24 protein-coding genes and 2 pseudogenes are annotated in these 24,818 nt (G+C 68.4%); 12 read left to right on the plus strand and 14 right to left on the minus strand.

The features are described 5' to 3' along the window. Nucleotides 1–83 precede the first annotated feature (83 nt). Nucleotides 84–467, minus strand: a pseudogene (locus ACFYPD_RS33350) (transposase family protein); the annotation flags it as partial. 57 nt (nt 468–524) lie between these two features. On the opposite strand from ACFYPD_RS33350, the pseudogene ACFYPD_RS33355 reads away from it, so the two are divergent. Beyond that, nucleotides 525–1,169, plus strand: a pseudogene (locus ACFYPD_RS33355) (zinc-binding dehydrogenase); the annotation flags it as partial. A 134-nt stretch (nt 1,170–1,303) separates the two neighbouring features. Further along, nucleotides 1,304–2,404 (plus strand): threonine aldolase family protein, encoded by a 1,101-nt coding sequence (locus ACFYPD_RS33360; RefSeq protein WP_387122548.1) that lies wholly within the window; start codon nt 1,304–1,306, stop codon nt 2,402–2,404. Between the two features lie 241 nt (nt 2,405–2,645). Here the strand turns inward: ACFYPD_RS33360 and ACFYPD_RS33365 are convergent, their stop codons facing one another. Beyond that, nucleotides 2,646–3,473, minus strand: coding sequence for a hypothetical protein (locus ACFYPD_RS33365; RefSeq protein WP_387122551.1), 828 nt, complete (start codon nt 3,471–3,473; stop codon nt 2,646–2,648). A gap of 218 nt (nt 3,474–3,691) precedes the next feature. Next, nucleotides 3,692–4,024, minus strand: coding sequence for an SGNH/GDSL hydrolase family protein (locus tag ACFYPD_RS33370; RefSeq protein WP_387122554.1), 333 nt, complete (start codon nt 4,022–4,024; stop codon nt 3,692–3,694). Between ACFYPD_RS33370 and ACFYPD_RS33375 the strand changes: the two genes are divergently transcribed. Next, entirely contained in the window at nt 3,952–4,437 is a 486-nt protein-coding gene (locus ACFYPD_RS33375) for a hypothetical protein (protein ID WP_387122612.1), read from the plus strand. The two genes, ACFYPD_RS33370 and ACFYPD_RS33375, sit on opposite strands and share 73 nt — an antisense overlap. 124 nt (nt 4,438–4,561) lie before the next feature. Here the strand turns inward: ACFYPD_RS33375 and ACFYPD_RS33380 are convergent, their stop codons facing one another. From ACFYPD_RS33380 to ACFYPD_RS33390, 3 genes are all read right to left on the minus strand, one after another. Then, on the minus strand, nt 4,562–4,900 hold the full coding sequence (locus ACFYPD_RS33380; RefSeq protein ID WP_387122557.1) for a hypothetical protein: 339 nt from the start codon (nt 4,898–4,900) through the stop codon (nt 4,562–4,564). 142 nt (nt 4,901–5,042) lie between these two features. Then, a complete protein-coding gene (locus ACFYPD_RS33385) occupies nt 5,043–5,531 on the minus strand; it encodes a hypothetical protein (protein WP_387122560.1) in 489 nt (162 codons plus the stop codon). 300 nt (nt 5,532–5,831) lie between these two features. Beyond that, nucleotides 5,832–6,515: an alpha/beta fold hydrolase gene (locus ACFYPD_RS33390; RefSeq protein ID WP_387122563.1), complete on the minus strand. Its 684-nt coding sequence runs from the start codon at nt 6,513–6,515 to the stop codon at nt 5,832–5,834. A 53-nt stretch (nt 6,516–6,568) separates the two neighbouring features. Here ACFYPD_RS33390 and ACFYPD_RS33395 point away from each other — a divergent pair, with 53 nt between their 5' ends. Next, nucleotides 6,569–7,558, plus strand: coding sequence for a helix-turn-helix transcriptional regulator (locus tag ACFYPD_RS33395; protein ID WP_387122566.1), 990 nt, complete (start codon nt 6,569–6,571; stop codon nt 7,556–7,558). Nucleotides 7,559–8,191: 633 nt separating this feature from the next. On the opposite strand, the gene ACFYPD_RS33400 is transcribed toward ACFYPD_RS33395, so the two are convergent. Beyond that, nucleotides 8,192–9,115, minus strand: a complete 924-nt coding sequence (locus tag ACFYPD_RS33400; RefSeq protein ID WP_387122568.1) for a hypothetical protein — start codon at nt 9,113–9,115, stop codon at nt 8,192–8,194. Nucleotides 9,116–9,554: 439 nt separating this feature from the next. Here ACFYPD_RS33400 and ACFYPD_RS33405 point away from each other — a divergent pair, with 439 nt between their 5' ends. Both ACFYPD_RS33405 and ACFYPD_RS33410 read left to right on the plus strand, forming a co-directional pair. Beyond that, nucleotides 9,555–10,283 carry a DinB family protein gene (locus tag ACFYPD_RS33405; RefSeq protein WP_387122570.1) on the plus strand — a complete coding sequence of 243 codons (729 nt, stop codon included), beginning with the start codon at nt 9,555–9,557 and terminating at the stop codon, nt 10,281–10,283. A gap of 396 nt (nt 10,284–10,679) precedes the next feature. Next, nucleotides 10,680–11,588, plus strand: coding sequence for an aminoglycoside phosphotransferase family protein (locus ACFYPD_RS33410; RefSeq protein ID WP_387122574.1), 909 nt, complete (start codon nt 10,680–10,682; stop codon nt 11,586–11,588). A gap of 52 nt (nt 11,589–11,640) precedes the next feature. Here the strand turns inward: ACFYPD_RS33410 and ACFYPD_RS33415 are convergent, their stop codons facing one another. Continuing rightward, complete coding sequence (locus tag ACFYPD_RS33415) at nt 11,641–12,555, minus strand: tyrosine-type recombinase/integrase (protein ID WP_387122577.1); 915 nt, start codon at nt 12,553–12,555, stop codon at nt 11,641–11,643. A 98-nt stretch (nt 12,556–12,653) separates the two neighbouring features. Continuing rightward, the gene (locus ACFYPD_RS33420; RefSeq protein WP_387122580.1) at nt 12,654–13,388 is read right to left on the minus strand and encodes a phosphotransferase enzyme family protein; all 735 of its coding nucleotides are present in this window, start codon (nt 13,386–13,388) and stop codon (nt 12,654–12,656) included. A 459-nt stretch (nt 13,389–13,847) separates the two neighbouring features. Here ACFYPD_RS33420 and ACFYPD_RS33425 point away from each other — a divergent pair, with 459 nt between their 5' ends. After that, nucleotides 13,848–14,369, plus strand: a complete 522-nt coding sequence (locus ACFYPD_RS33425) for a GNAT family N-acetyltransferase (protein WP_387122583.1) — start codon at nt 13,848–13,850, stop codon at nt 14,367–14,369. A 67-nt stretch (nt 14,370–14,436) separates the two neighbouring features. Then, nucleotides 14,437–15,792 carry an MFS transporter gene (locus ACFYPD_RS33430; RefSeq protein ID WP_387122585.1) on the plus strand — a complete coding sequence of 452 codons (1,356 nt, stop codon included), beginning with the start codon at nt 14,437–14,439 and terminating at the stop codon, nt 15,790–15,792. 148 nt (nt 15,793–15,940) lie between these two features. On the opposite strand, the gene ACFYPD_RS33435 is transcribed toward ACFYPD_RS33430, so the two are convergent. Beyond that, nucleotides 15,941–16,321, minus strand: coding sequence for a hypothetical protein (locus ACFYPD_RS33435; RefSeq protein ID WP_387122587.1), 381 nt, complete (start codon nt 16,319–16,321; stop codon nt 15,941–15,943). 269 nt (nt 16,322–16,590) lie between these two features. On the opposite strand from ACFYPD_RS33435, the gene ACFYPD_RS33440 reads away from it, so the two are divergent. Further along, nucleotides 16,591–16,992, plus strand: coding sequence for a VOC family protein (locus ACFYPD_RS33440; RefSeq protein ID WP_387122590.1), 402 nt, complete (start codon nt 16,591–16,593; stop codon nt 16,990–16,992). 135 nt (nt 16,993–17,127) lie between these two features. On the opposite strand, the gene ACFYPD_RS33445 is transcribed toward ACFYPD_RS33440, so the two are convergent. After that, a complete protein-coding gene (locus tag ACFYPD_RS33445) occupies nt 17,128–18,018 on the minus strand; it encodes a tetratricopeptide repeat protein (protein WP_387122592.1) in 891 nt (296 codons plus the stop codon). 649 nt (nt 18,019–18,667) lie between these two features. Here ACFYPD_RS33445 and ACFYPD_RS33450 point away from each other — a divergent pair. Continuing rightward, nucleotides 18,668–18,865 (plus strand): hypothetical protein, encoded by a 198-nt coding sequence (locus ACFYPD_RS33450; RefSeq protein WP_387122595.1) that lies wholly within the window; start codon nt 18,668–18,670, stop codon nt 18,863–18,865. Nucleotides 18,866–19,477: 612 nt separating this feature from the next. Here the strand turns inward: ACFYPD_RS33450 and ACFYPD_RS33455 are convergent. Together ACFYPD_RS33455 and ACFYPD_RS33460 are read right to left on the minus strand one after the other, a co-directional pair. Next, nucleotides 19,478–20,977, minus strand: coding sequence for a protein kinase (locus ACFYPD_RS33455; RefSeq protein WP_387122598.1), 1,500 nt, complete (start codon nt 20,975–20,977; stop codon nt 19,478–19,480). Between the two features lie 313 nt (nt 20,978–21,290). Beyond that, a complete protein-coding gene (locus ACFYPD_RS33460) occupies nt 21,291–21,518 on the minus strand; it encodes an STAS domain-containing protein (RefSeq protein WP_387122601.1) in 228 nt (75 codons plus the stop codon). Between the two features lie 83 nt (nt 21,519–21,601). Here ACFYPD_RS33460 and ACFYPD_RS33465 point away from each other — a divergent pair, with 83 nt between their 5' ends. Then, nucleotides 21,602–22,129: a 2'-5' RNA ligase family protein gene (locus ACFYPD_RS33465; RefSeq protein WP_387122604.1), complete on the plus strand. Its 528-nt coding sequence runs from the start codon at nt 21,602–21,604 to the stop codon at nt 22,127–22,129. Between the two features lie 369 nt (nt 22,130–22,498). Here ACFYPD_RS33465 and ACFYPD_RS33470 read toward each other — a convergent pair whose 3' ends face one another. Further along, nucleotides 22,499–23,140 carry an adenylate kinase family protein gene (locus ACFYPD_RS33470; RefSeq protein ID WP_387122607.1) on the minus strand — a complete coding sequence of 214 codons (642 nt, stop codon included), beginning with the start codon at nt 23,138–23,140 and terminating at the stop codon, nt 22,499–22,501. 306 nt (nt 23,141–23,446) lie between these two features. Between ACFYPD_RS33470 and ACFYPD_RS33475 the strand changes: the two genes are divergently transcribed. Next, nucleotides 23,447–24,655 carry a low temperature requirement protein A gene (locus ACFYPD_RS33475; RefSeq protein WP_387122609.1) on the plus strand — a complete coding sequence of 403 codons (1,209 nt, stop codon included), beginning with the start codon at nt 23,447–23,449 and terminating at the stop codon, nt 24,653–24,655. The last annotated feature ends 163 nt before the right edge of the window (nt 24,656–24,818 follow it).

The following is a 24,818-nucleotide window of genomic DNA, read 5'->3' on the forward strand; positions in this document are numbered from 1 at the left end:
TATCAGCCATCGAAACCAGCCGTGACCGCTGCATGACGCCCCTGCCAGGCGTCATCAAGACCCCTTGACAACTTCATTGGGAAGTAGTTCTTGCTGCGGGCGGCCAGGCGGTGATCGCGGGTGGGGATCAGGGTGCCGTCGACGATGGCGATCTGCTCGACCGGCCGCCGGCGCACAGGGGCGAGTGCCAGGAGCGGGCCAAGGGTGTCGATGACTCGGTGCGCAGCCGAGTGCGACACCCCGAACAGCGGGCCAATCTGCCGCATCGTCAAGTTCGTGCGCCAGTACGCGGCCACCAGCAGCACCCGATCAGGCAGGTCCAGAGCCCACTGCCGGCCCGGCCGGCCGTCGGCGATCGCGTCACCGCCACGTTCGGCGACCAGGCGGACCAGCTTGCGGAACTGGGTGGGCTCCAGCCCGGTGAACGGAAAGATCCACTCAGGGACGGCTGCGGTGATCACCTGCACCCAGACAGCCTGACCGATCGTCCCCAACAGACGGACGCCGGGGTTACGAGACATCCCTTAGCCATCGAGGCGGCCGCGGCGCTGGTGCATGACGGCGTGACCGCGCTCAGCCTGGACCGGCTCGGCACGCCGGAGAAGGGGGAATGGGTGCTGGTTTCAGCGGCTGCCGGCGGAGCCGGATCACTGCTGGTGCAGCTAGCCGTCGACGCCGGAGCGCGGGTGGTAGCCGCCGCGTCGAGCGACGTCAAACTGGCACTGGCCCGCCAACTGGGCGCGGAGGTTGCCATCGACTACACGCAGTCGGACTGGATCAGCCGGGTGCGTAAAGTAACCGGTGGCGGTGCCGCGCTGGTCTACGACGGGGCGGGTGGCCCACTCGGCACGGCTGCCTTGGACGCGGTGGCCAACGGCGGCCGGTTCGTCACCTACGGCACCGCCGATGGCTTCGCCGCCCCGGACCCCGAGTTGGCCGCGCGCCGCGGCATACGGGTGCTCGCTCCGCTCCTCGACGGCCCACCGGACCAGGAGACCGTGCGCGAACTGTTGGGCCTGGCACTGGAACGGGCCGCGGAGGGACGCCTGCGCCCGACGATCGGCGCCACCTATCCATTGGAACGGGCCGCTGACGCCCACCGCGCACTAGCCGCGCGCGCTACGGTCGGCAAGTCACTGTTGCTGGTAGGCGGCCGAACCGCCAGTTGACTTCGCGGTCGATGCCCATTACGCAGATGCGGCCGTCGTAGCGACCGCTCGGCGGCAATTGAGCGCGCGACGCTGATCGCCTGCCTCCGGAAAACCGCCTGGCCCCTATTGCGCTGACATGCGACGATCCGCCGATGTCCCACAACACCAGGCAGCGTCGGCTTGCCGCGCTGCGCGCCTGCGACCGAATCCTTTCCGGCATCCGCCCTACGACGATGAGGGACCGGCTCGCAGACATGGACGCAGGTGGTGATCTGGACGATCAGCCCGACTTCTACGGCGACGGCCCGGTGACCATGCTGGAAGAACGCGTGGCGAATTTGCTGGGGACCGAGGCCGCCGTCTTCTTCCCCACCGGCACGATGGCCCAGCAGGTCGCGCTGCGCTATGGCGCTGACCGCACCGGCCACCCGACCGTCGCTCTACATCCGCTCGGCCACCTAGAGGTGGACGAACGGCATGCCTATGCCCACCTGAGCGGCCTGCGCAGTACCTGGCCGACGACCGCGCCCCGCAACCCCACCGCCGAGGAGATCACCGCGCTCGCCGAGCCCGTGAGCACCGTCGTCATGGAACTCCCGCTGCGCGACGCCGGCTTCGTCCTCCCCTGCTGGGACGAACTCGCCGCCGCATCCGCCGCAGCGCGCGCCATCGGTGCACGCGTACATTTCGACGGTGCGCGAATTTGGGAATCCACCGCACACCTGGCGCACACCCTCAGCGAAATCGCCGACCTCGCCGACAGCACCTACGTCTCGTTCTACAAGACGATCGGCGGTATCAGCGGTGCGGCGCTCGCGGGCACCACGCAGCTCGCCTCCTACGCCCGCATCTGGCGGCACCGCTACGGCGGCGAGGTGTTCCAGCAGTGGCCAGCCGCTCTGAGCGCACTCGCCGGTCTGAACAGGGAGCTGCCGCGCATCCCCGAGTATGTGCGGCACGCGCGGACAGTCGCTGCAGCACTCACCGCGCTTCCCGGCGCGCGGGTGTATCCGGAACCTCCGCATACCCATCGATTCCGCCTCTGGCTACCCCACCCGGCGCAAGCACTGAACGACGCTGCGCTGGCGCTCGCCGAGGAGGAAAAGGTGTGGTTTGTCGCCGGCTGGCAGGAAACAAACCTACCGGGCATGGCGATGACCGAGATCACCGTCGCCGCGCCCGCCCTCGAGTGGACCACCGACGACATCGCCGAGGCTGGTGAGCGCTTCCTTGGCCGCGTCGTCGATCATTGACCATCACATGCCTGCCACAGCTGTGCTCGGCGAACTCGCGCATCTACGCTGCGGCCAACAAGTCGATCACCTACCGGCGACCGCTGGCGAATTGGCCCCAGTACAGGTGCCCTCATCTCGGCAAAGGCGTGCACTGGGTTGCCCAGTACGCGTTCACACGATCACTGTGGCGAGTTCGGCGACCTTGCCCGTGGTGTAGAGAACCAGGTTCGACGCTGCCGTTAGGTGCTCGTCAAACCGATCACGCGGCCAGTCGGGGCCTGCTCGCGGTGACGCCGACCACGGCGAGTAGGAACACCGTGCACATGGTTAGCACCGGCGGCAGCATCTTGATCGAGTCCTCGAGCTGCCGGTACGCGCCGTCGACCAGGCCCGGATCCCACCAGCTCATGGTCGACAGGTACCACAGCGGCGCATCGTGCCGCGGGGCGCGCTCAGGCGGCAGCGCGGTGACCACATACACGGCGGTGACCGCGTCGAGCAGCAGCAGCGCCCCCATCCCGCTGCTGAGCCAGGCAGCGACGCGACGGCCGCGACGCAGCAGGACGCTCACCGCCCAGCCGAGACCGGTAGCGCCGACCGCCCAGCAGACCACGGCCGCCAGCGATCCGGCACGGACCTCGCCGAGCACGTCACCGACATGCGGTACGGCGCTGATACCCGCGACGCCCAGCGCGAGCGCCACCGGAACCACGACGGCGGCCGCGACCATCGGCTCGGAGCGTGCCATCCACCGGCCGAACCACCACATCGAGGCCGCGGCGAGCGCCACCGCCAGCGTGTACCCGTAGGGCGCGGTCTCGTGCCCGCCGGTCACGTCAGCCAGCAGACCCGCCGTGCTCAGAAGAACCAGTAGCAGCACACCGAACGCGAACGGCGCGACGACCAGCTTGATCAGGGTGAAGCCAGCGGTGGCCGCCTGAGCCACGGTCATCGTCTCCGTCCGTTGGATGAGCCGGTCGCGCAGCGCGCACCGGGCGGTGTCGGCCAGGTCCCGGACGGGAGTGTCACTGGCGGCGAGCAACTCGGCGATCTCGTCGCCGTAGCGCTCGACCAGCATCGCGATCAACTGCTCATCCGTGAGCGCACCCACCGACCCGCCGGCCGACTCCTACCCCGAGGTTATCTCGGTCGTCATCTGGCGTCTCTCCCTTGATCGGTCGATCAGCCGCTATTTGTACAGTCCCGCGCTGGGCCGGGATGATCCGGCGGATCGCTGCTCGCCGCGCGTCACCGCTCCGGCGGGTGGCTGCGTGCCGACCTGGTGGGGCAGCACGCAGCCAGCACTCAGCGGAGTGCGCCGAGGTCGATGGCCTCAGCCATCGCCCGGTAGCCCGCGTCCGACGGGTGCAGGTGGTCGCCCGAGTCGTACGACGGGTTGATCCGTTGCGGGTCGGCCGGGTCACGCACCACCGCGTCGAAGTCGACGACGGCGTCGAAGTCGCCACTCGTGCGGATGAACTCGTTCACGGCCTGCCGCACGTTGTCCCGTTCCTCGGTGTAGGAGCGCCATCCCTTGATCGGCGTGATGGTGGAGGATGCCGAGCATGCGGTCGAACGGGTTGCGTTGTGCGGCGGCGGGCCTGCATCGCCTCGGTCTGTTCCTTCAGCATGAGGCACGGCTGCCGGAGGCCCGCACGGTCCTGGAGGAGGGCCTGACCGTCATGGATCCCGTACACCCGGACGCGATCATCGGCCGCAGCCACCTCGGTGCGGTCCTGGATGGCCGCACCTGCGGATGCGGCGACATGGCGGGCACGATCGCCGACGCGTTCCGCGAGTTCGTCATCACCAGGCTGCCCGCGGACCTGCTCGACCGCCTCGACGTGGCGATCGTGGGTGTGCGTGGCCGCCGCGGCGGTGATGGAGGACGCGAGGTCATCCACGACTTCCACGAAGCAGGGCGCCGCACCGACTCTGACCGCCGAAACGGAAACCGCAGGTCATCGTGGGTGCAGTTGAGCGCCGTTCAGTGCACCCGCTTGCTCCCAACCTGCTCCCTCATCTCGGGCCGCGAAACTGGCTGCAGCTGATCGGCTCGCGCGGACAGCGGCATAGGCGGATGTTCGGCGCGGCGCCCGGTGTGGTGGTCGCTGGCGGATACCCGGACCCGGCTGAGCACGGGCCTACGGCCCGAATCCGCCGTACTCGACTAACTCAGCGATGCGTCTCCGCCAGGGAGGGGAACGCGGCGCGCGGCTGCTGGCCCGCCCACCACAGCCCAATCGCCAGCGCCGCTGTCGCCTCCAGGTACGCCGCCCGCGCCAGCCCGCCGCACGGCGTGCAACCGATCGAGCTGATGAGGGTCTCCGTCGCGGCGGCTGCCTCGGCGTGGTCGGCGCAGTAGGGCACGGCCAATGGTACGTCCTCGAAGGTTGGCGGTCGCAGTGTCCAGATGCTCACGTGGGCGAGGTTGAACGCCTTCACCACGTGCGCGTCGGGCGCGGCGGCGGCCAGTTGCCGCGCCACAGACGTGGTGCCACCGGTGTTGAGCATCAGCCCGTCGCCAACCGCTGGGACAGCGGTTGCTCTTCGAGGCGGTCCTTGACGGCGACGCCAGGTTTCGCGTCGTCCGTAGTAACCGTGGTCGGCTGCGGCATGTCCGATCGCGATACGCGTGCGGACGTGTGACGTCGGCTCAGTAGTGGGCGTGGACCTGCGTCACCGGATGCCCCAGGATGTCACCGGCGGCGGCCAGTTCTTCGTCGCTGAGGTCCCAGACACGCCGGGTCCAGTTCATAGCGCTCACCTCGAACCGCGCGAATCCGACCGGCGCCTCGAAGCGCAGTTGGGGCAACGTAAGCGCTGCTCCGCAGCACGGAACCGTCACGCCCAGGTCGTCGATGCTCGGTTCGCCGACCCGCCGCCCGCCGTTTCTTGCGATCAGCAGATCCCAGAACCAGTCCAGCCCAATGGCGGCGTCGCACCGGGGGCAGAAGACGTCCTCCATGTACTCGCCGCCATCGATCAACGTGATGCGCTCGTGGAACACCGGCTCGACCACCTCGACATGATCGCCCGGCCCGGCGAAGAGATCAGCGATGTATTTCGCCGCGCGAGCGGCAGCCTCGGACGTCGGCTGCCATTCCGGATCCGTGGGGATTACCCGGATATAGAGGTCGCTCATCCCACCCTCTGCGTCGCAAGTCGGCGGCAAGGTGACAAGCCGCTTCAAGATGCGATGGAGGGCCGCCTCCCACCGCCGAGATCGTATGGGAGTTCTCGGCGGGCTTTAGCGTTGGGTGATCGGGTGCTGCCCAGGTCGATGCACTCACATCGGCACGTCCGGATGCAGGCACCCTGCGATCCGGTTACTTTCCGTGACGAGCGCTTCGCGGCAGATCCGGATGCTGCTGTTCCAGCAGAGTCCATGCCATGGAGCTGGCAGGAGAGCATGACGCCGCATGTGCGCTGCTCAGTGCCCCCGCTAGACCGCGGCCAGGATCCGCGCCAACTCTGTCGGCCGCGTAACCATCGGCCAGTGTCCGGAATCGATGTCGACCAGGTCGACGTGCTTGGCCCGGGGCAGCTCGGGAATGTCGCCCGCAGCGATCCACTCCCGCGCCTGGGCTGGCGTGAACTCGGGGCACACCATCACGACAGGTATGTCGAACCGCCGCTCATCCGTCAGGTGTACGACGCCCCTGGCCACGCCCTCTGGAACCGGGATCGCGGCTGCCTCGAACGCCCGCCGCGCCTGCTCGTCCAGGTCGGCCGCGTCCGCGCCTTCGAACGGGCCCCAACCCGGGAACGGCATGACGCCCTCGGTGATCTCGAAGAAGTCCGCGTACGGCTGCCCGTCGCTCGATGGGAACCCGCCGATCAGCACCACCTTCGCGACCCGCCCGGGCCGCGCGTCGGCCGCCATCCAGGCCAGGGTGCAGGCTGCGGAGTGCCCAACCACCACCGACCTGCCAAGCCCCGCGTCCACGGCGGCAAGCACCGCCGTCACCTGGTCGGCCAGCGTCGCCGACACGTTCCCGTCACCCTGACCCGGCAGGGTCACCGACGCCGCGTGGCGGCCCCTTTTCTCCAGCTCTGACGCAACGCCGGTCCACACCGACCCGTCGAGCCACAGGCCACCCAAGAGCACGATCTGTTCTGCAGTCATCGGATCAACCTAGAGGCAATTCCGGACGATATCCTTCCGGTACTCTGGCCGTCGTGCCAACCGGTCCGAGCCCCACTGCCCGGGCCCTGCGCGCTCTCGAGATCCTGCATGCACGTCCCGGCACGACTGCCGACCAACTCGCCTCGCTCCTCGGCGTGACGGAACGGGCCGCGCGGCGCTACGTCGGCATCCTTCGCGAGGCCGGCATCCCGGTCGAGTCGGCCCGCGGGCCGTACGGGGGCTACCGGCTGGGTCGTGGCACCCGGCTGCCGCCGGTCGTCTTCACTCAGGAGCAGGCCCTCGGCCTGGTCATGGCCGTGCTCGACGGGCAGCCGAACGCCATCGACGCCGACGAGCTGGTCGGCTCAGCGCTCAGCAAGGTCATCCGGGCACTCCCTGAAAGCGTCGGACGCCAGGCAGCGGCGCTACGGGCTTACGCTGCGGCCACCCCCGACCGGCATTCGGCCCGCCCCGACCCCGCCACCACAAGTGCCCTGATCGCCGCCGTCGCCGACCGACGCCGCGTCATGGTCACCTACCGAGGCGAGAGCGGCGAGGAGTGGGCCGCCGAGGTCGACCCGTGGGCAGTCGTGGTGCGGTACGGACGCTGGTACCTGCTATGCCACTCGCACCGCGCGGACGCCATCCGCACGTACCGTATCGACCGAGTCCGGACCGTACGGCAGACCCCGCACGGCTTCACGCCGCCCGACGACCTGGATCCTGTTGCCGCGCTCGAGGAAAATCTGGGCGCGGGCTGGAAGTACCCCACCCGCGTGGTGTTCCACGCGCCGCGGGAGAAGGTGGCGCCCTGGATCCGGCCGCCGATGGGCCGCCTCCAGCCGGACGGCGACCGATGCGTACTGGTCGGCAGCACCGGAAACCCCACGATGTACGCGCAGGAGTGGCTGGCCCCCGTCCCGTTCGACTTCTCCGTCGAAGAGAGCCCCGAACTACATGCCGCCGTGGCGACGGTCGCGGCCCGTTTCGGCGCGGCCGTCTCGCCTTCCGTCGGCCGAGACTCGGCCCCGGGACCAACCTAACCGTGACGACATTCGCCGGCCTGTCGGCATGGCGCCGGCTTGAATCGGATGCACTGTCATCGGCAGTTCAGGATGCCCGAGCGTCGCGAAGCGCCGACCAGCCGCAGTGAGGGGCCACGCGCGGCTGACGCGCACGGACGGCGGCAGATCAGTGCACCGCGCTACGCGGACGAAGAGGAGACAGCCGTACATCACGGTGTGTCACCAGCAGCCATGAACACCAGCAAGCGCGGAGCAGCAAGTGAGGATGCAGCAGCCTGACTGGACCTCGCTAATCTCAACGTTTGTAGCGGACCTCAACCATGCTTAACGAGGGTCTGCTCAGGTGCGCGGCAGCGAGCCTTTGATGGGCCACCGGCCGGCCATGATGGCGTGGCCGCAGCTCGGTGTGGCCGAGTCCTCCGACGTGGCGTGCCGCGAGGTCACGTGGACGACGGTACGCAGACCGTCCGGCTATGGCCGGCGAAGCGGCCCGGTCGGAGCCGAGACCGACCGGGAGTCGTCACCGGTGGCCATCCCGGTGCGACTGTGTGCGGGGTCGCTCGGGGCCTTTGGTCGACCGGTACGGCGCAATCCGCACTCGCCGACTGGGCGAGCGCCGTGAAGTGACTCGAAGATGGCGGCCGTGACGCTTCACATGCGTCGTTCGGGCTGCCCGTCCTCCTCGGCGGGCGCGGGGCCGAGGATTTTCCGCAGGTCAGCCATGGCGTCTTCGGTGAGCAGAGCAGGGGTGCTCTCCAACATCAGCTGGACGCTCTCGCCGATCTGCTTCTGCGTCAATGCCAGGGTGGCGCTGTTCAGCTCCGCTGTATCGCGGTCATCGTCGATCCGCGCATTGCGCACGATCTCGATCTGCTGCTCGCTGAACAGCCGGGCAGCTAGCGCCACGACGATACGCTTCCGCGCTTCCGCCCGGCTCATACCAGCCCTGTACGCCTCGATAGCGGCAGCCACGTCATGCGACGCTTCCACAGGCGCAGCTTCCAGCACCACACCGGCTTCCACCGGTGCGGGGTTCACTGGTGCAGGTTCCGCCCCGATGTGCGACTCGACCGCGACGACCCGCTTTTTCTTCTTGCGGGTCGCCTTGTTCCACGCTGATGACACGGTCGACCCGACAGCGGAGCCGGCCGTTACCGCAGCCGACCCCACGGCGGAGCCGGCCGATGCCACCGCCGACCCCACGGCGGAGCCGGCCGTTACCGCAGCCGACCCGACAGCGGAGCCGGCCGATGCCACCGCCGACCCGACAGCCGGGACGGCCGACGCCACCGCCGACGTGGCGGCCGGGACGGCGGTTTCGGCCACCCACCTCTCGACGTGCGGCCTGGCCCTTTCCAGGGCTATCAGCGTCACCTCGACAGCCAGCTCGCGCAGGAAGTCCTCGAGCTCGGAGCGTTCCCTGGGTCCTAGATGCGGCATCTCGTCTCCGTCGATCGGGTCGAGGGTGACGTGGCCCAGGTTGTTCGTACCGCCGTCACGGGTCAGCGGGCTGAACGAACCGGGTTTCTTCGCCGATCGCGACAGACGCGCGCCGTCCTCGTACTCGACCCACATCTTTTCCCTAGGCATCCGCCGACCCCGTCCCCAGCAGCACTGTCCACCCACCGCGCCACGCAGATTCAGCGCCATGGCACGCCGAGCCGCATCGTCCCAGACGCATCGCCGCCCAGGCCACCGGACAAGATCCGTAAACCTTTGACCACTCCGGCGATTGCCACTCGATGACGTTCGGGCATCGCCAGCGGGAATCCCCTGCCAACCGGCCGAGACGCCGCATTTGACCCGACTACCTCGGAGTGCGGCTTATGGCGTTGCGGCGCGCATCGGCCAAGATCTCTATGTGCTTACCGTACGTCTGGCAACCAGCTCGCAGACAAGCCGCACTGCGCCCACACCAAGCTTCCGTCAGACCGGTCGAGGATCGATGCCCCTTGCGCGCCTTACCAGCGGCAGATCCAGGCGTGGCGTGTGCGGTGCGACCTAGCCTGTCTGCATGCGACGCTTCGACGATGAGAACCTCACCGGCGCAGAATTCCGCGAATGCGACCTGAGTAGAGCGCGGATGGTCGGCGTGGTCATGCAGGATGCCGAGATCGACGGCCTGGTCACCAATCTTGTGGTCAACGGGGTCGAGGTGATGTCGTACGTCGAGGCGGAGCTCGACCGTCGTCACCCGGTACGGCTGCTGATCCGCTCAGATCAGCCGGACGACCTGCGAGAGGCCTGGCGGCAACTGCGGGACGATTGGGCGACGACTACCGAGCGAGTTCGGTCCATGCCCGAGAACAGCGAACATCACGGCGTCGACGGCGAGTGGTCGATGGTCGAAACCCTGCGCCACCTTGTCTTCGTGCACGACTCTTGGTTCCGACGCTGCGTGCTCGGGCTCACCGAGCCGTTCACGGCCATAGGACTGGGTCCACCGTTCGTCATGGACCAGGAGGACGGGCTCGACCCGACCGCCCAACCGAGCCTCGACGAGGTGCTCGCCCTACGAGTCCGGCAGGCTTCAGAGATCGAGACATGGCTGGCCGAGGTCACGCCTGATCAGCTCGCGAAGACCGCGCCGGTCCCGGACGACGACAGATGGCCCCCGTACGCCAAGGGGCGGACAGTGCGGCAATGCCTCGGCACTGTGTTCAACGAGGAATGGGCTCACCACCGGTTTTGCAAGCGTGACCTGGACAAACTGTCGCATCAGGGTTCTTCACAGGGTTCATGAGCGAACTCTGAGCCTGTGCTGCCGTACTTCGTGACAGTCGCGGTCATGCCGATACCCTCGGGTTCTGCTCATCGATCTTGACACCACTGAACTCGTGACGGGTAGGTCACGTCTGGCGGCGATTTCGGTCGAACCGCAGAGAACCTGCCGCGTGATCACCCAGCATTGGCACCGTCAGTCATAGTCCTCATCGAGAATCGCGAGTGTCTGAACGCGCGGATCTCGGCAGTTCAGGACGCCGCCGACGCTGGTCGCCACGTCACGGGCTGTCGCTGCGGGCGACGGTCCGTCAGAGGCGCGCGGTCAGCGGCAAATGAGAGGGTCTTGCTTCGGTCACTCGTGCCCGCTGATGGAAAGTCAGTGGCTAGCCTTGGCACCTGGCGGAAAGATCTTGGCATGACTATGCACCAGAACGAGGTCCCGGTCGACGAGGGACTTATCAGGTCGCTGCTGAATGAGCAGTGCCCGCAGTGGGCCGGTCTGTCGCTGTCACCAGCGGGTGCAGGCACCGACAACATCATGTACCGCCTGGGCAGCGATCTGCTCGTGAGGCTCCCGCGAACCCCTGACAAGGCGCGGTCCCTGCGCAAGGAGCAGCAATGGCTTCCCCGTCTGGCACCGCTGCTGGCCTGTTCGGTCCCAGAGCCACTGCATGCCGGCATGCCCACCACCGCCTACCCGCTCCCTTGGTCGATCTACCGGTGGATCGACGGCGACGAAGCCCAGCCGGACACGGTCCATGACTGGTCGGCCTTCGGCACCGATCTGGCGGCCGTCGTGCGGGAACTTCACCGTATCGACCTCATGGGGGCAACCCGCACGGGCGACCTCAGTTGGTACCGCGGGGGACACCTGCGAGCCTGCGACGAGTGGATCAGCAGGTCTCTTACCGACTGCCGGGCCACCGTCGGCGGCGAAATCGACGTCGAGACCCTGGAACGGTTGTGGCGCGAAGCGCTCGCCCTGCCCGAACCCTCCGGACCTCATGTGTGGCTCCACGGCGATCTCAAGCCCACCAACCTCCTAGTACAGGACGGCGGGTTGCACGCGGTCATCGACTTCGGCGGCCTGTCGATCGGCTTGCCCGACGCCGAGCACTCCACGGTGTGGGACCTACCGCCCCAAGCGCGGCACGCCTACTGGGACGCCGTCGGCCTCGACGACCTGACCTGGACGCGCGCCCGCGCCTGGGCCATCGCGGTGGGTGCCAGCGGCATCTCGTACTACTGGCACACCTACCCCGCATTCGTCGCCGAATGCCGAAGCCGCCTCCAGGCGATCCTCGCCGACGCCGCCACACGCTGAGCACAATCGCACGTACACGCACTGTCATCGGCAGGTCCGCTCGTTGTGGTCGCTACGTTCCAGAGGCCATGTAGGCGGCGAGGATGTAGTTGGGGTGCCGGTCGAGGTTCTTGCGGGCGCGGTCGTAGCGCATGGTCGTCCGCGGATCGGCGTGACGGGCGGCGATCTGCACGTCGCGCAGGCTCACGCCAGCGTCGAGCATGGTTGTGACGAAGGTGTGGCGCAGCATGTGCGGGTGCATCCTTGGCATCCGTATCCCCGCAGTGGCCGCCAGGTGCTTGAGTCGGCGGGTTGCCGCGTGTCGGTCCATCCGCGCCCCGAGGGTGTTGCGCAGGATCGGCCCGGTGGTGCGGTCGTCGACGGCCTGGTCGATGGCTCGGGCCACCGCGGGTGGCAGCGGGACGAGCACGGCTTTGCCGCCCTTGCCGCGCACGCGCAGTACCCGGTGGCCGTGCTCCTCGCCCAGGTCGGCGATGCTGGCCCCGCAGGCTTCGAAGATCCGCAGACCGAGCAGGCCCAGAAGCGCGACCAGGGCCAAGTCGTTCGGGTTGGTCGACAGTCGAGCGGTAGTGATCAGTGCCTCGAACTGCAGGTGACCCAACCCGAGGGTCGGCGATTCGGCCGGCACCGTCGGCCGGCGAAGGTAGTCGGCCGGCGAGTGGTCCAGGATGGCGTCGATGACGCAGACCCGATAGAACCCGACGACGACGGACAGGCGGCGCGAGACCGTCGAGGGCTGGTACCGGCGTACGTCCTGCAGCCAGCGTACATACCGCTCGACGTCCGCCCGTGCCGCAGCCAGCGGGCCGAGGTCCTGGTCGGTGCACCAGCGTAGGAAGATTCGCAGGGAATCGGTATGGACACGAGTCTGGCCGCGGTAGCGGCCCAGGAAGGCGGACACCGCGGCGCGCAAGACGAGCTGATCGGTAGGTACGACGCCGGAAGCGGGAGCAGGAAAGGCAGCCATACATCACCGTGCGTCACCAGCGGCGATGAACGCCAGCACGCCCGGAGCGGCAGATGTGCGCACTCGACCGCCAATAACCCCACTCCTCGAACGAGTTCTCAGACCGCTCGAACTTCGGCGAGCCGCCTGACTGCGTACTCGTCGCCCCAGCAGACGGCGGCTTCCCATGCGGCCGACGCTTGCCCGGCGATGTCGAGCGCGTCGTCGTCGAGGCCGGCGGCGTTGTCGGGCAGCACGAGGTCGAGGTCGGGGACGTCGACGTGCGACTCGTCCCAGTCGATCAGCGCGACCTGACTCGCGGTCATGCGGACGTTGCCAGGGTTGTTGGGGTTGCCGTGGACGACGCATGTCTGACGTCCGGTGAGCCGCGCCCACGCTGCTCGGCATCGAGCAACGCTCTCAGGGGGCATCGCGCCGAGGTCGATCTTCGTCCCGGTCTCGGCCTGCAGGAGGTCGGTCGACGATCGCCAGCCTGGGCGCTGCGGCCAGCCCTGCGTCAGCCGATGCAGCTCGCGGAGCGTGCCGGCCACGCGACGCCAGTCGGCCTGCGTCTCGGGCGGTCCGCCATCCAGGTAGGTCATCACCACCAGACCGTCGGCGAACAGCCGGCCGTCCGTAGTCGGGATCGGGACCGGCACGGTCAGACCTTCACGGTCGAGGTGTTGGAGGAGCTCTGCCTCCCACGCAAGATCAGCGTCGCTCCTGGTGCCGAGACGACCGACCGCGAGGTGCCCGTTGACGCGCACGCTCCACACGTCGTTGGCGACTCCGCCAGCGAGCGGTTCGATGCGAGCGACGTCTTCACCCCATTGCCCGAGTGCCTCCCACCCCACTGGCCATATCTTACGGACCACCGCCTGTTCCCTCGAAGCAGACAGGCGGAACGCTGGCATGCGTCAACGCCTAGTTACCAGCCGGCTCAAGAATCGGCTCGAGTCGCTTGCCCGGCCCAACACGGCTTGACAACTATCGACCATCGTCTTGCTTCCACACCGCCTGTTCCCTCGACACGCACGGGTGGCGGCCGGTCGGCCGATTCGTTGATAGATGTGGGCCGGTTCGCCTATGACGCAGATCACACAGCCGGCGCGCGGGGGGCCTTACTGCGTTCCTGCCGATCCTCGTAGGGGTTGCGTCTTTGACCGGGCTGACATTGCGATGCAGGGCCCCGCGGCGCCCCCTGGTAGCTCTCGAAGCGCGTGGACCTTGTGGAGCTGAATCAGCTTCTGAGGACGATCAATGCTGGTAAGAAGCGGCTCGTTTAGCGGTCCGGCTTTCAATACCGTGACCGCATGCCCGAGTTGATTCTGCCGACCATCCGCCTGCACGCCGCGTTCTTGGAATGCCGCGACGACTGGGGCCCTGGCCTCCACGAGGACGGCTTCGGCCTGGGGGCCGACGACGACGTGGACTCGCCTGAAGGCTTCGCCGCTTGGGTGCACGAGCGGGTCCGACTGACCCATCCGGCCGGCGACCCGTGCCCGGACGAACAGCACGGCTCACCCCGGTGGATCGTCGAGAACGGTCACGTACTCGGGGGAATCGCCCTCCGGCATAAGTTCGACGACAAGATCGGCCAGATCGGCTACGGCGTCCGGCCGTCCGCGCGCCGCCGAGGACTGGCGAGTTGGGCACTCGGCGAGATGCTCAAGGAGGCTCGCGTCGTCTTGGGCCTCGACCGCGTCCTCATCCCTTGTCTGGCCGACAACATCGCGTCGGCCCGGACGATCGAACGCAACGGCGGCGTCCTCGAGGGCATCCGCGACACCGAGCACGGCCCAGTGAGGCGCTACTGGATCGTCTTAGATCGGTGATGGGTCACGCGTTGCGCACGGCAACCCCGCTGGAGCCGAATCTCGGAATTAGTCGTCTTAGGCCAGGGTGGCCCGGGAGGTGCGGACCGTGTTGGATTTGAAGCCGTACCGGGACGCGCTCGCGCTGCCGGGGTTGCGGCCCCTGCTGCTGCTCGCGATCCTGGCCCGGGTGCCGGTGGCGGCCACCGCGGTGGTGATGACGCTGCACGTACTCGATCTGGGCCGCGGTTATTTCGCCGCCGGGCTGGTCGGGGCCGCGATGACGGTCGGTTCGGCGCTCGGCGCACCACTGCTCGGCCGGCTGGTCGACCGGCGTGGCCTGCGGCCGATGCTGCTGCTGACGACGGCGATCTCGGCGCTGTTCTGGGGGACGGCGCCGGTCCTGCCGTACCCGGTGCTGCTCGGCGCCGCGTTCGTCGCCGGGCTGCTCGCCCTCCCGGTCTTCTCCGTGGTCCGGCAGTCGATCGCCGCGCTGGTCCCGCCGACCCAGCGCCGTCAGGCGTACGCGCTGGACTCGATGTCGGTCGAACTCAGCTTCATGATCGGGCCGGCGGGGGCGGTGGCCCTGGCCACCAGTGTCTCGCCCACCCTGACCATGTACGCCGTCGGCGGCGGCATCGTGCTGGCCGGACTCACCCTGCTGGTACTCAACCCGCCGACCCGGGTCCGGGACGAGGAGACGACGCCAGCGCAGCCGCTGCCCCGCCGACCGTGGCTGACCCCACGGCTGATCGGGCTGCTCGCCGGTGGCGCGGCCAGCACGCTGGTGATCGCCGGCACCGATGTGGCGGTGGTGGCGGTGCTGCGTGACGCCGGTCAGGTCGACTGGACCGGTGTGGTACTGGCGCTCTGGGCCTCGTACTCGCTGGTCGGCGGCTTCACCTACGGTGCGCTCTCCCGCCCGGTGCCGTCGCTGACCCTTGCCGTGGTGCTTGCTCTGCTCACCATTCCGGTCGGTCTGGGCAGCGGCGAGTGGTGGCTGCTCGCCCTGGTGCTGCTGCCGTCCGGGGCGCTCACCGCGCCGACCGTAGCCGCCACCGTCGACGCGGTGAGCCGGCTGGTGCCGGCGAGCGTGCGGGGTGAGGCGATGGGCCTGCACGGCTCTGCGATGGTGGTGGGACTGGCGCTCGGCGCCCCGCTGGCCGGGGCGGTGATCGATGCCTCCGCACCGGCCTGGGGCTTCGCCGCAACCGGCCTGCTCGGCGCGCTGATCGCGCTGGCAGTGCTGCCGACCGAGTTGCGGCACCGGCGGTCCGACGCCACCATCGCAACCGCCGAAGCCACCATCACCCCCACCGCCGCGTCGGCCGGCGTTCACCCCGAAAGCAGAAACGCCCGAAGGCGTACTGGCAAGTCCGCCGGCCGACTCCAACCATCCACATCCGCCGCCTCACCAGACCAGTCATCCGATAACAGACCCTGACCGGCCCGCGTTCGCAACCGGGCACTCGCACCAAACGAATACGCGACCCTGCCAGTCGTTCCGAACATCACTGTTCTCGGCACGTCCGGATGCAGGCACCCTGCGATCCGGTTACCTTCCGTGACGAGCGCTTCGCGGCTATGAGCGATCATCCGGGCACCTCAACCCAGCGGGCGGCCGCGTCGAACGTGTCCGCCGGGGTGGCGTTGAATGCGATCGCTGCGTCGGGCGCGTGCCGCCGCACCAGATTGACCACCAGCTCGAACAGTTCCGGCTGATTGCGCACCCCGCCACCAGTGACGACGCACTCCCAAGGCTGGGCGCAAAGGGCAGTGGTGACGACCGCCTCCACATCGTCGCTGCCGTCGAGGCCGAACAGGCAGAACTCAGCCCCCACGCCGTGTTCGACGAATCGCGCCCTCCCGACTTCGATGCCGTCTGCGACCGGCTTGGGGTCCCACGGCCCCGGCACCCGATACGGATCCAACCCGATCACCAGCACGCGGGGTGTGAGGGCCGTTGTGTCCACTGTTGAAGACTACGTCGCGCGGTGCACGGTCATCGGCATGTCCGCACGCCGACCAGCCGGGCGGAGCCGTCACGTAGCGTAGCGATCGGATCGCGGCAGATCCGGATACTGGAAGGCGGCACTGGCGGTGGCGTCAAGCAACGCAGAACTCGTTGCCCTCGGGGTCCTGCATGACGACGTGCCCGAGGCGTATCGATACGACCCGCCTTGACTTCAAGCAAAGTTCAGCTTGCAGGCTGATCGCCAATCGCCTGGACGGAGCTACCTGAATGATCGACCCGAAGGCAAATCTTCGCCTCGCCCGGCCCACCCGGGACCTTGCAGCCGCCGAATGCTTCTATGTGCAGGGGCTGGGACTGGAGGTGCTCTACCGGGCTGCGGGCGACCACGGGGAGCACGACCTGCTGATGCTGGGCTGGCGTGAGGCGTCATGGCATCTGGAACTGGTTGGGGGCTCAAGCCTCTCCGTGCAGCCGACGCCGACCGCTGAAGATCTCCTTGTGCTCTACCTGTCCGAACCGATCGACGACGCGCTCGTCGCCCGCCTTGAACAGACCGGCGGTAAGCGCGTCTCGCAGGGCGCGTACTGGGATCGGTGGGGTATCACGGTCGAAGATCCCGACGGTTATCGCCTCGTTCTCTCCAGCCGCTCCTGGTCCAACGCCGAGTAGTCCCGAGCCCGCCTCCCACCGGGAACAACGCTCGCCCTGCGGCAATTGAGGATGCCAAGGTCGAGCAGTAAGGGCGGGCAGGTCACGCCCCAACTGCTCCGACCGCGGCAACTGCGACGCAGGCCCCGCCGCAGGTCATCCCAGCGCCCCTGGGAGGTATCGCACCACCCGGGTGCTGCCCTTGCAGTCGGCTGGGCAGTCCTCGTGGTAGTTCGCGGACTGCTGCGCGCCGGCGAGGAGATATGACAGCCCTACCAGGTTGCCGTCCTTGAGCAGCAGTGCCTCGGCCTCGAGTTCCTCGACGCGCCGCTGCTCGGTCAACAGCCAGCCAAGCTGCCGGTAGGAAGGGTTGTGGCCCGGCTCGGCGAGCATGTCCCGGACGAGCTGAGTCGCCTCCTCCAGGCGGCCCTGTGCCGCCAGCAGCCGCACGCGAGCGCGCTCCTCGCCGGCGTCAACGGCAGCCCGGTAGGCGGCTACCGCCTCGTCGGCGCGGCCGAGCTTCTCCAACAGCGCACCCAGCGGCCATCGAGAAACACCCTCGGCGCCGATCGCCGACCGATAGGCGCGGACCGCCTCGTCCAGCTGGCCCGCCCGGGCGTACACCTTGGCCAGCCGGACGCCCGCCGCCGCGTCACCGGCCGCGATCGCCGCCCAGTACTCGGCGATCGCCTCGTCCACCCGGCCGGTCTTGCGGAGCAACGCGGCGAGACGGGCACGGGCTCGTGGCTCACCCGCCTCCACCGCCGCCCGCCACCCGGCAATCGCCTCGTCGGTTCGGCCCGCATTCGCCAGCATGTCCGCCAGGCCGCCGTACGCCCGAGGCAGACCAGCCTCGATGGCAGCCCGCCAATGCGCCTCCGCCTCCTCGACGCGGCCGTTCTCCATCAACAGGTCGGTCAGGCGGTCCACATCCAGCCAGTCCCCGCCGCCGACCCGGGCTTCGAGAATGGTGATCGCCTCGTCCACCCACCCCTGCTCGACCAGCCACTCGAGGCGATCGTCCGGACCAATCGGCTCATCGATCATGCCGGCACGATACGACCCGCTGGTGCTACGGCTGCACCCGATTTCGCCCCGCCATGTTCCGAGTCGGCTGAGTGCGCCAGCCTACGGACATCTGGGCCCAGCCCCCGCAGGTCCACCCGAACTTGCTCAGGTTCGCCGCGTAGATAGCGTTCGAGGACCACCGTCGACTGAACTCCCGCAGTAGCGGCAGCAAGCCAGGGCCTTCGGCAATCGGTCGTGGAGCCAAACCGTTCGAGCACCCGAAACTGGGACCCCGATCGGGCGGAGCCGCCCGGCCATTGCGCGCACTGTTCTCGGCAAAGGCGTGCACTGGGTTGCCCCAGTACGCGTCCACAGGATCACTGTGGCGAGTTCGGCGACCTTGCCTGTGGTGCAGAGAACCAGGTTCGACGCTGCGGTTAGGTGAGAGTCAAACCGATCACGCGGCCAGTCGGGGCCTGCTCGCGGTGACGCCGACCACGGTGAGGCGACAGCATCTTGATCGAGTCCTCGAGCTGCCGGTACGTGCCGTCGATTAGGCCCGGCCACCGACATCCGGTCCCCGCAGCGAGAACGTAACGCTGCGGGACCCTCTCCTCGAACCGCCCACGCGGCGGGGGTGATCGGTCGAGTTCGGGCCCGGTCATCGCCCATAACCTACGGTCGGAGGGTGGAGGTGCTGCTGCGCGGCGGGCCGGGTGACGGCCAGGTGGTGTCCGGCGGCGGAGAGACCGTCGTTTGGCAGGCCTGCTCGTACGAGATCACGCCGGAGTTCGCCCGCCGGGACGGGCGTGATCTTCGGGTGTACCGGCACCGCCCGGACTGCTGCGAGCCCCACGGCCGAGGCGCCGAGGATCGCTGCGAGTGACCCGCCACTACGGGCGCGCGAGACACGCTCGCCAGCCGAACTTCCCACCAGATCGAACGTATGCACGACCGCGGGGTGCAGGAGGTAGTACGGCGGTGGTGAAACGGCGTCTGGGGGCGCCTGACCCGGCGCGACGTGTGGCTGGTCCACGAAACACGCTGGACGGTGATCGCCTGCGCTGGCGACGCCGAGACGGGCAAGGTCCTGCGCTGGGATCGATAGGGACCCGGACGCCGAGCAGGTGGTTGATCGTCTGCTGCGCGCCGACAGCGCCGGTCAGTGGCGGGCGCAGGACGTGGCACTCCCCCGCAGGCTGCCAGCGCGGACTGAGGCGCGGTGAGTCCCAGAATGACGGTTCTGGCGACCTCGGCCGGCGCACCATAGTGACATTTGCTGGTACTCGGCAGGCCTGAATCCTGGCCGTGCACCGAGCCTTGCGAGCGCAGCGAGTGAGCTTCCCTGGGGCCTAATCCTCGTTCACGGCACGGGCCGGTCCGGGCTTCCCCCGGAGCATCCCGTCGACGACCTGCCGCCACCGCAAGCGGAAAGAGCCAACCGGTCACGACCAGGCCGAGTCGTCGGCCCGTGGCAGCAGGAGATACCTCGACATCTTTACCGCAGGTGGGCGGCGATCCGGTCGGCGTCGGCGGTCAGGGCGTCGTAGCCGTCGGCGGTGAGCTTGCCATCGCGTCGCAGGTCGCCGAGCTTGTCACGCAGCTTCCTAAGCTGGTCCTCGGCCTTGTCCGGGTCGCTATCGGCGATCTCTTTCGCGATCGCGTCCACCTTGGTGTGCAGGTCCTTTGCGGCATCCGGGTTCAACCGGCCCGCTTCCACCTGCTCCCGGATCGACTGGCGCATGCCGGCGATCGGGTCAGCGGGTGGAGTGGGGCTCGGCCTACGCGAGGTGGCCCGAGGGCTCGGCGTCGGGCTGGCCGGGTTGCCGGTGGCGGACGCGACGGTGCGCAGCGTCGGCGTGGCCGGCGCGACGGTGAGCGGCACGGCCGGCACGCGGGGCCCCACGACGGTGGTGGCCGATGCCGGCGGCGTGGTCGGCCCCGCGGCAGAGGTGTGGTCGCCGCGGTCGAGCAGCGTGACGCCGGTCAGGGCGAGCAGCGCGACGCCGAGCAGGGCCACCATCAGCAGCGCCTCGCGCCGATGCAGTGCCGGGCCCGACCTGGGGCGTGCCGGGCCGCCTGCGTCCGGCCTGGGCCGAGAAGCGGTCACCGGCGTGGACCGTCCCGGCCGGCCCGGGTCAGCTGGCGTGACCGACACGAGGGAAACCGGCGTGCCAGCCCGGGGCAGCAGCGCTGCGAGGCGGTCCCGGACTTCGGCCGCGTCGGGCGGCCGGTCGGCGGGATCTTTGGCCAGCAGTTCGGCGGCCAGGGCGTCCAGCTCGGCGGGGACGTCGGGCCGGCGCTCGCGCAGCGGCGGGGGTGGCTCGTTGACGTGCTGATGCAGCACGCTGAGCGGCTCGCCGGCGAACGGCGGACCGCCGGCGAGCATGGCGTAGAGAGTGCAGCCCAGCCCGTACAGGTCGGTGCGGTGGTCCACCGGCTGACCGACGGCCTGCTCGGGAGACATGTAGGAGCTGGTGCCGAGCTTGGTCGCCGGCTCGGTGAGGGTGTTCTCCCCCTCCGCCCAAGGAAGGCGGGCGATGCCGAAGTCGCAGATCTTCACTGTGCCGGTGGCGGTGACGATCAGGTTGCCCGGCTTCACGTCACGGTGCACCACCCCGGCAGCGTGTGCGGCGGCGATCCCGTCGCAGGTCTGCGCGGCGATCGACAACGCCTGCAGGACGGGGAGCGGGCCGTCGGCGAGCAGTGCGGACACGGTCCGCCCCTCCACCAGTTCCATGACCAGGTAGGAGTCGTTCTCCTCGGTGCCGAAGTCGTAGACAGCAACGATGTGTGGATGGGTCAGCCCGGCCGCCGCACGGGCCTCGCGGTCGAAGCGTTCCGCGGCCATCGGCTCCTTCAGGCCGGCCGCGGCGAGCACCTTGATCGCCACCAGGCGGTCCAGGCGCAGGTCGCGACCGCGCCATACCTCACCCATGCCGCCGCTGCCCAACAGCTCCTCGGTCTGGTAACGGCCATCCAGCAGACGTCCACGCACGGCCTCACTGCTCCAACCCAGCACGCCGCTACACGGGGGGCGGTGACGCGACGGCCGGCATCGGGGTCATCGGACGAACCATCAGGAGATCCTCATGGTGGACGATCCCCCAAGTTGGTCAACGCGGCATCGGCACCGAGGAAACGACCGGCGGGCGCCGGCTACCCCCTGCTCCGGCGGGCCGCCGAAGCTGCCGCCGTCCGCGTGCAGCTCAACAAGGTCATGACCGCCTCCGCCGCCGACGGCGAACCCGGCGTACCCACCGTCCTCCGCGTGACCGCAGAATCCGCGCCGAGAAGTCGGTGCGCCGGATCTAACTGTCGGAGTCGGGCTCGGCGAGCAAGGGCAGGATCCCGGTCATCGAGAGCACGCGCCGGACATGGCCGGTGGGATTGACCAGGGCGAGGCTGACGCCCCTGTCGGTAGCACGACCGCGGGCGTTGACGAACGCGTTCAGCACGGTGGAGTCGATGTACCTGATCCGCGCCAGATCGACCTGGACGCGGGGCGCGCGGGCGATCGCGGCCTGCAGGACATCCACAAGCGGGCTAAGGGGTTGCCTCGCAGCTCTTCTGGTCACGAATTCCGGTGGACTGTCAGGAGCGATGATCAGAGACTGTGGCGATGGAGCCGACAGAGAGTGCGCTGATCGTCGCCGTGCCCGAGGCCGAGCCGGCCGTGGGGCGCTTCCGGTCCGCTCTGGACATCGCGGCCAGCTGGGGAGTGCCCGCTCATGTGACCGTGCTCTACCCGTTCTTGCCCCCAGACCGGATCAACGACGATGTGCTCGCCACCCTGAGCCAGATCTTCGAAGCCACACCGCGGTTCGATATCTCGTTCGCGGAGGTCAAGTGGTTCGGAGACACGGTGGTCTGGCTCTCGCCGCAGCCGGATGGCGGGTTGCGCCTACTCACCGCGGCCGTGTGGCGGCGATTCCCCGAGGCTCCGCCGTATGCCGGCGCCCATGCCGACGCCGTACCGCATCTAACCATCGGCCATGACGCCCCGAAGCGCGTCCTGGCCCAAGCCGCCGAGGCTGTCGCCGGCCACCTGCCGATCCGCGCCACTGTCGACGCGGTCCGGCTCATTGCCGGGGCACCGGAACCCCACTCCTGGCACACACTGCGCGAGTTTCGGCTCGGCTCGACATAGCGCCGCTGCATAGCTGCGCCCCTCAGCCGACCCGTACTAACCCAACTCGGGACGGCACGTAGCGATCGGCAACGATGTCCGTGTGCAAGCGATCACCGCATCCCGGTCAGACTATGTGTGTCAACGGTGTACCCGTCGGTGCCGCGTAGACTGCGCACCGCCAGGGAGGGCTTCTCGCTGCCTGACGCCTCGCTTACAAGTTCTGTGCGCACCGTCCGGCCGCGTCCGTCAGCGGCTGCGACCTCGGGGAGCCGTCCGCCGCTCGCTGGGCGCGGCCTGCCGAGTCCGTGCACATTGCTGTCACCGTTGCTGTCGGCTCTAAATCGCCAAGAAGCGCTAGGTCGGTTTCGGCTCGGCCCAACCGTTCGTTCAACTCCGCGCGAGTCGACTGGTCAGCTCGGTCGCGATCTCCTCGGTCGGGTGAGTGGCGTCGACGCTGATCAAGAGACCTGCGGCGCGGTAGTGGGCCAGGACGGGAGCGCTGTGCTTGTGGTAGACGCTCAACTGGTGGGCGACGGCAGCAGGGAAGTCGTCCTCACGATGGAACAACTCACTACCGCACCGGTCACAGACACCTTCGATGAGTGTCGGTGACGACTCGACGTGCCAGACCTTCCCGCAGCCCCGACACATGCGGCGCCCAGTCAGGCGCCGCGTTGCCTCCGCATCGGCCAGGACCAGCTCGACCACTTGAATTCGCAACGTCTCCAGCGACCGCAGCACCGGCGACACCGGAACTTCCGTCCAGTAAACGAAGTTGTCAACCGCGTCAGGCTCGCCAAGCCGGCGCTGGACGATCGCGGCGATCAGGCTGAGCGGTGGCACCTGCCCGGCGTTAATGAACCGACGCAGATCGTCGCCCAGCTCTGATCCCGCACGCACCGCAGACTGCACCGCATCCAGAGTGGAGATGGAGGAGAGCTCATACGCGCCAGCGAGGCGATCCGCTACCTCGGCCGTCTTCGCGCCAGGCGGCCCAATCAAGGCCAGCCTAGTCACCGCCAAGGCCACCACCCGATCCTAACTCGCCCGAGTCGATGACACTCGGCCCTGACCCCCACACTGCCAGGAGCGGGCGATGCCCGGCCAGCGTTGGGTGGCGCTGCTCGCCGGGTCCGCCAACGTACGGCCCGGTCCGTCGGGATGCACCGCCTTGGCTACTCGCGTGGCTACTCGTGCCCTGCGTCAGCCGGTGGGCAGCCTCGTCAGCTGATGCTGGCCGCGGCCTTCGGCTCGTGGGCCTGGTCCTCGCTGTCGACCCCGCAGCGGACACGCATTCGGCAACTCGCCTAAGCGATCAGAAGTAGCGTCACTCCCATGGCCGTGGAGAGCGGGGCGGGTGAGCATCCGGGGACGTACAGGCAGTCCCAGCGGGCCGGCTTTGTGGAGCTGTTGTTCGACGTTGTTTTCGTGTTCGCGTTCACTCGGCTAGCCGACCGGATGGTCGCGGACCTCACTTGGCGAAGCGCCTACGCGACGTTTGTGCTGACCCTGGCGCTGTGGTGGGTCTGGTACCGGCTGGTGTGGGCCACCAACAGGTACGACTCGACTCGGCCAGCGATCCAGGTATTGGTCATCGGCACCACGCTCGGCAGCCTGCTGATGGCCATCGCAGTGCCCGGGGCCTACGGCGACAGTGGTTTGCTCTTCGCGGGGGTCTACGTCGCGATCCAGATAGCGCGCCCGCTTTGGATCATCGTGGTCGGCACAAACAAAGAGGTTCGCCTGGTCAGCGTCCGGAACCTCTTCTGGGCCCTCATCTCAGCGGTCCCATGGATCGCTGGCGCCTTCACACCGAGCGGAGCGCGCGTGGCCTTGTGGAGCGTTGCCGTCGGCCTGGACTACATCGCTGGCGTCTTCGACTACCCCACGCCGCGACTCGGCCGAGCCGGGTTTCGAGCCCATCCGATCCAGGAAGACCATCTCACGGAGCGCTACCGGCAGCTCCTCATCATCGCGTTGGGTGAGACGATCCTGATCTCCGGCATCCAGATCAGCCCATACGGCCTTGAGCGGGACCGAGCCGCGGCGCTGCTGGTCTCATTCGCCATCACCGTTCTGCTGTGGCAGATCTACTTCTACCGTGCCGGTGAATTGCTTGCCGTCGCCATCGCCTCGGCACAGTCGCCGGCATACGTCGGCAGACTGGCGTCGTACGCGCACCTCATCATGGTCACCGGCGTCGGCCTCAGCGCCGTCGGCGACGAACTGATCATCTCGCACCCGCTCGGCCACACCGAGCGACCCTGGGTCTTGGTCATCTTCGGCGGTCCTGCGGTATTCCTGCTTGGGCGGGCCCTGCTCGACTACGTGACCTTCAGCCACGTCTCCTGGTCTCGACCGATCGGACTGCTAACGCTGGCCATACTGGCACTGGTGACGCTCCCGCTCCCCCCGGTTCTGGTCGCCGTCGCGGCCGCCGCCGTACTCACCGGAGTCGCCATCTCCAACGTGATCTCATGGCGGCTGTTCCCCCGGGTACCCAAACCAGCCGCACCCGGCCAAATGGCTTCCTACCGACCGTGAACTGACGCGGTGCGAGAACGAAGGCCACCTCCGAGGCTGGTCGACGTGTAGTTGAAGCGGAACTAAGAGCTCCTAACTCTTTGAGCGTTGGAGTCGTCGCCAGCAGATGATGGCGCAGGCGAGGGTGAGGAAGGCTTCGTGGATGTCGTCGCGGACCTCCCAG

The sequence above is a fragment of the Micromonospora sp. NPDC005299 genome, assembly GCF_042872345.1.
Lineage (GTDB): Bacteria > Actinomycetota > Actinomycetes > Mycobacteriales > Micromonosporaceae > Micromonospora.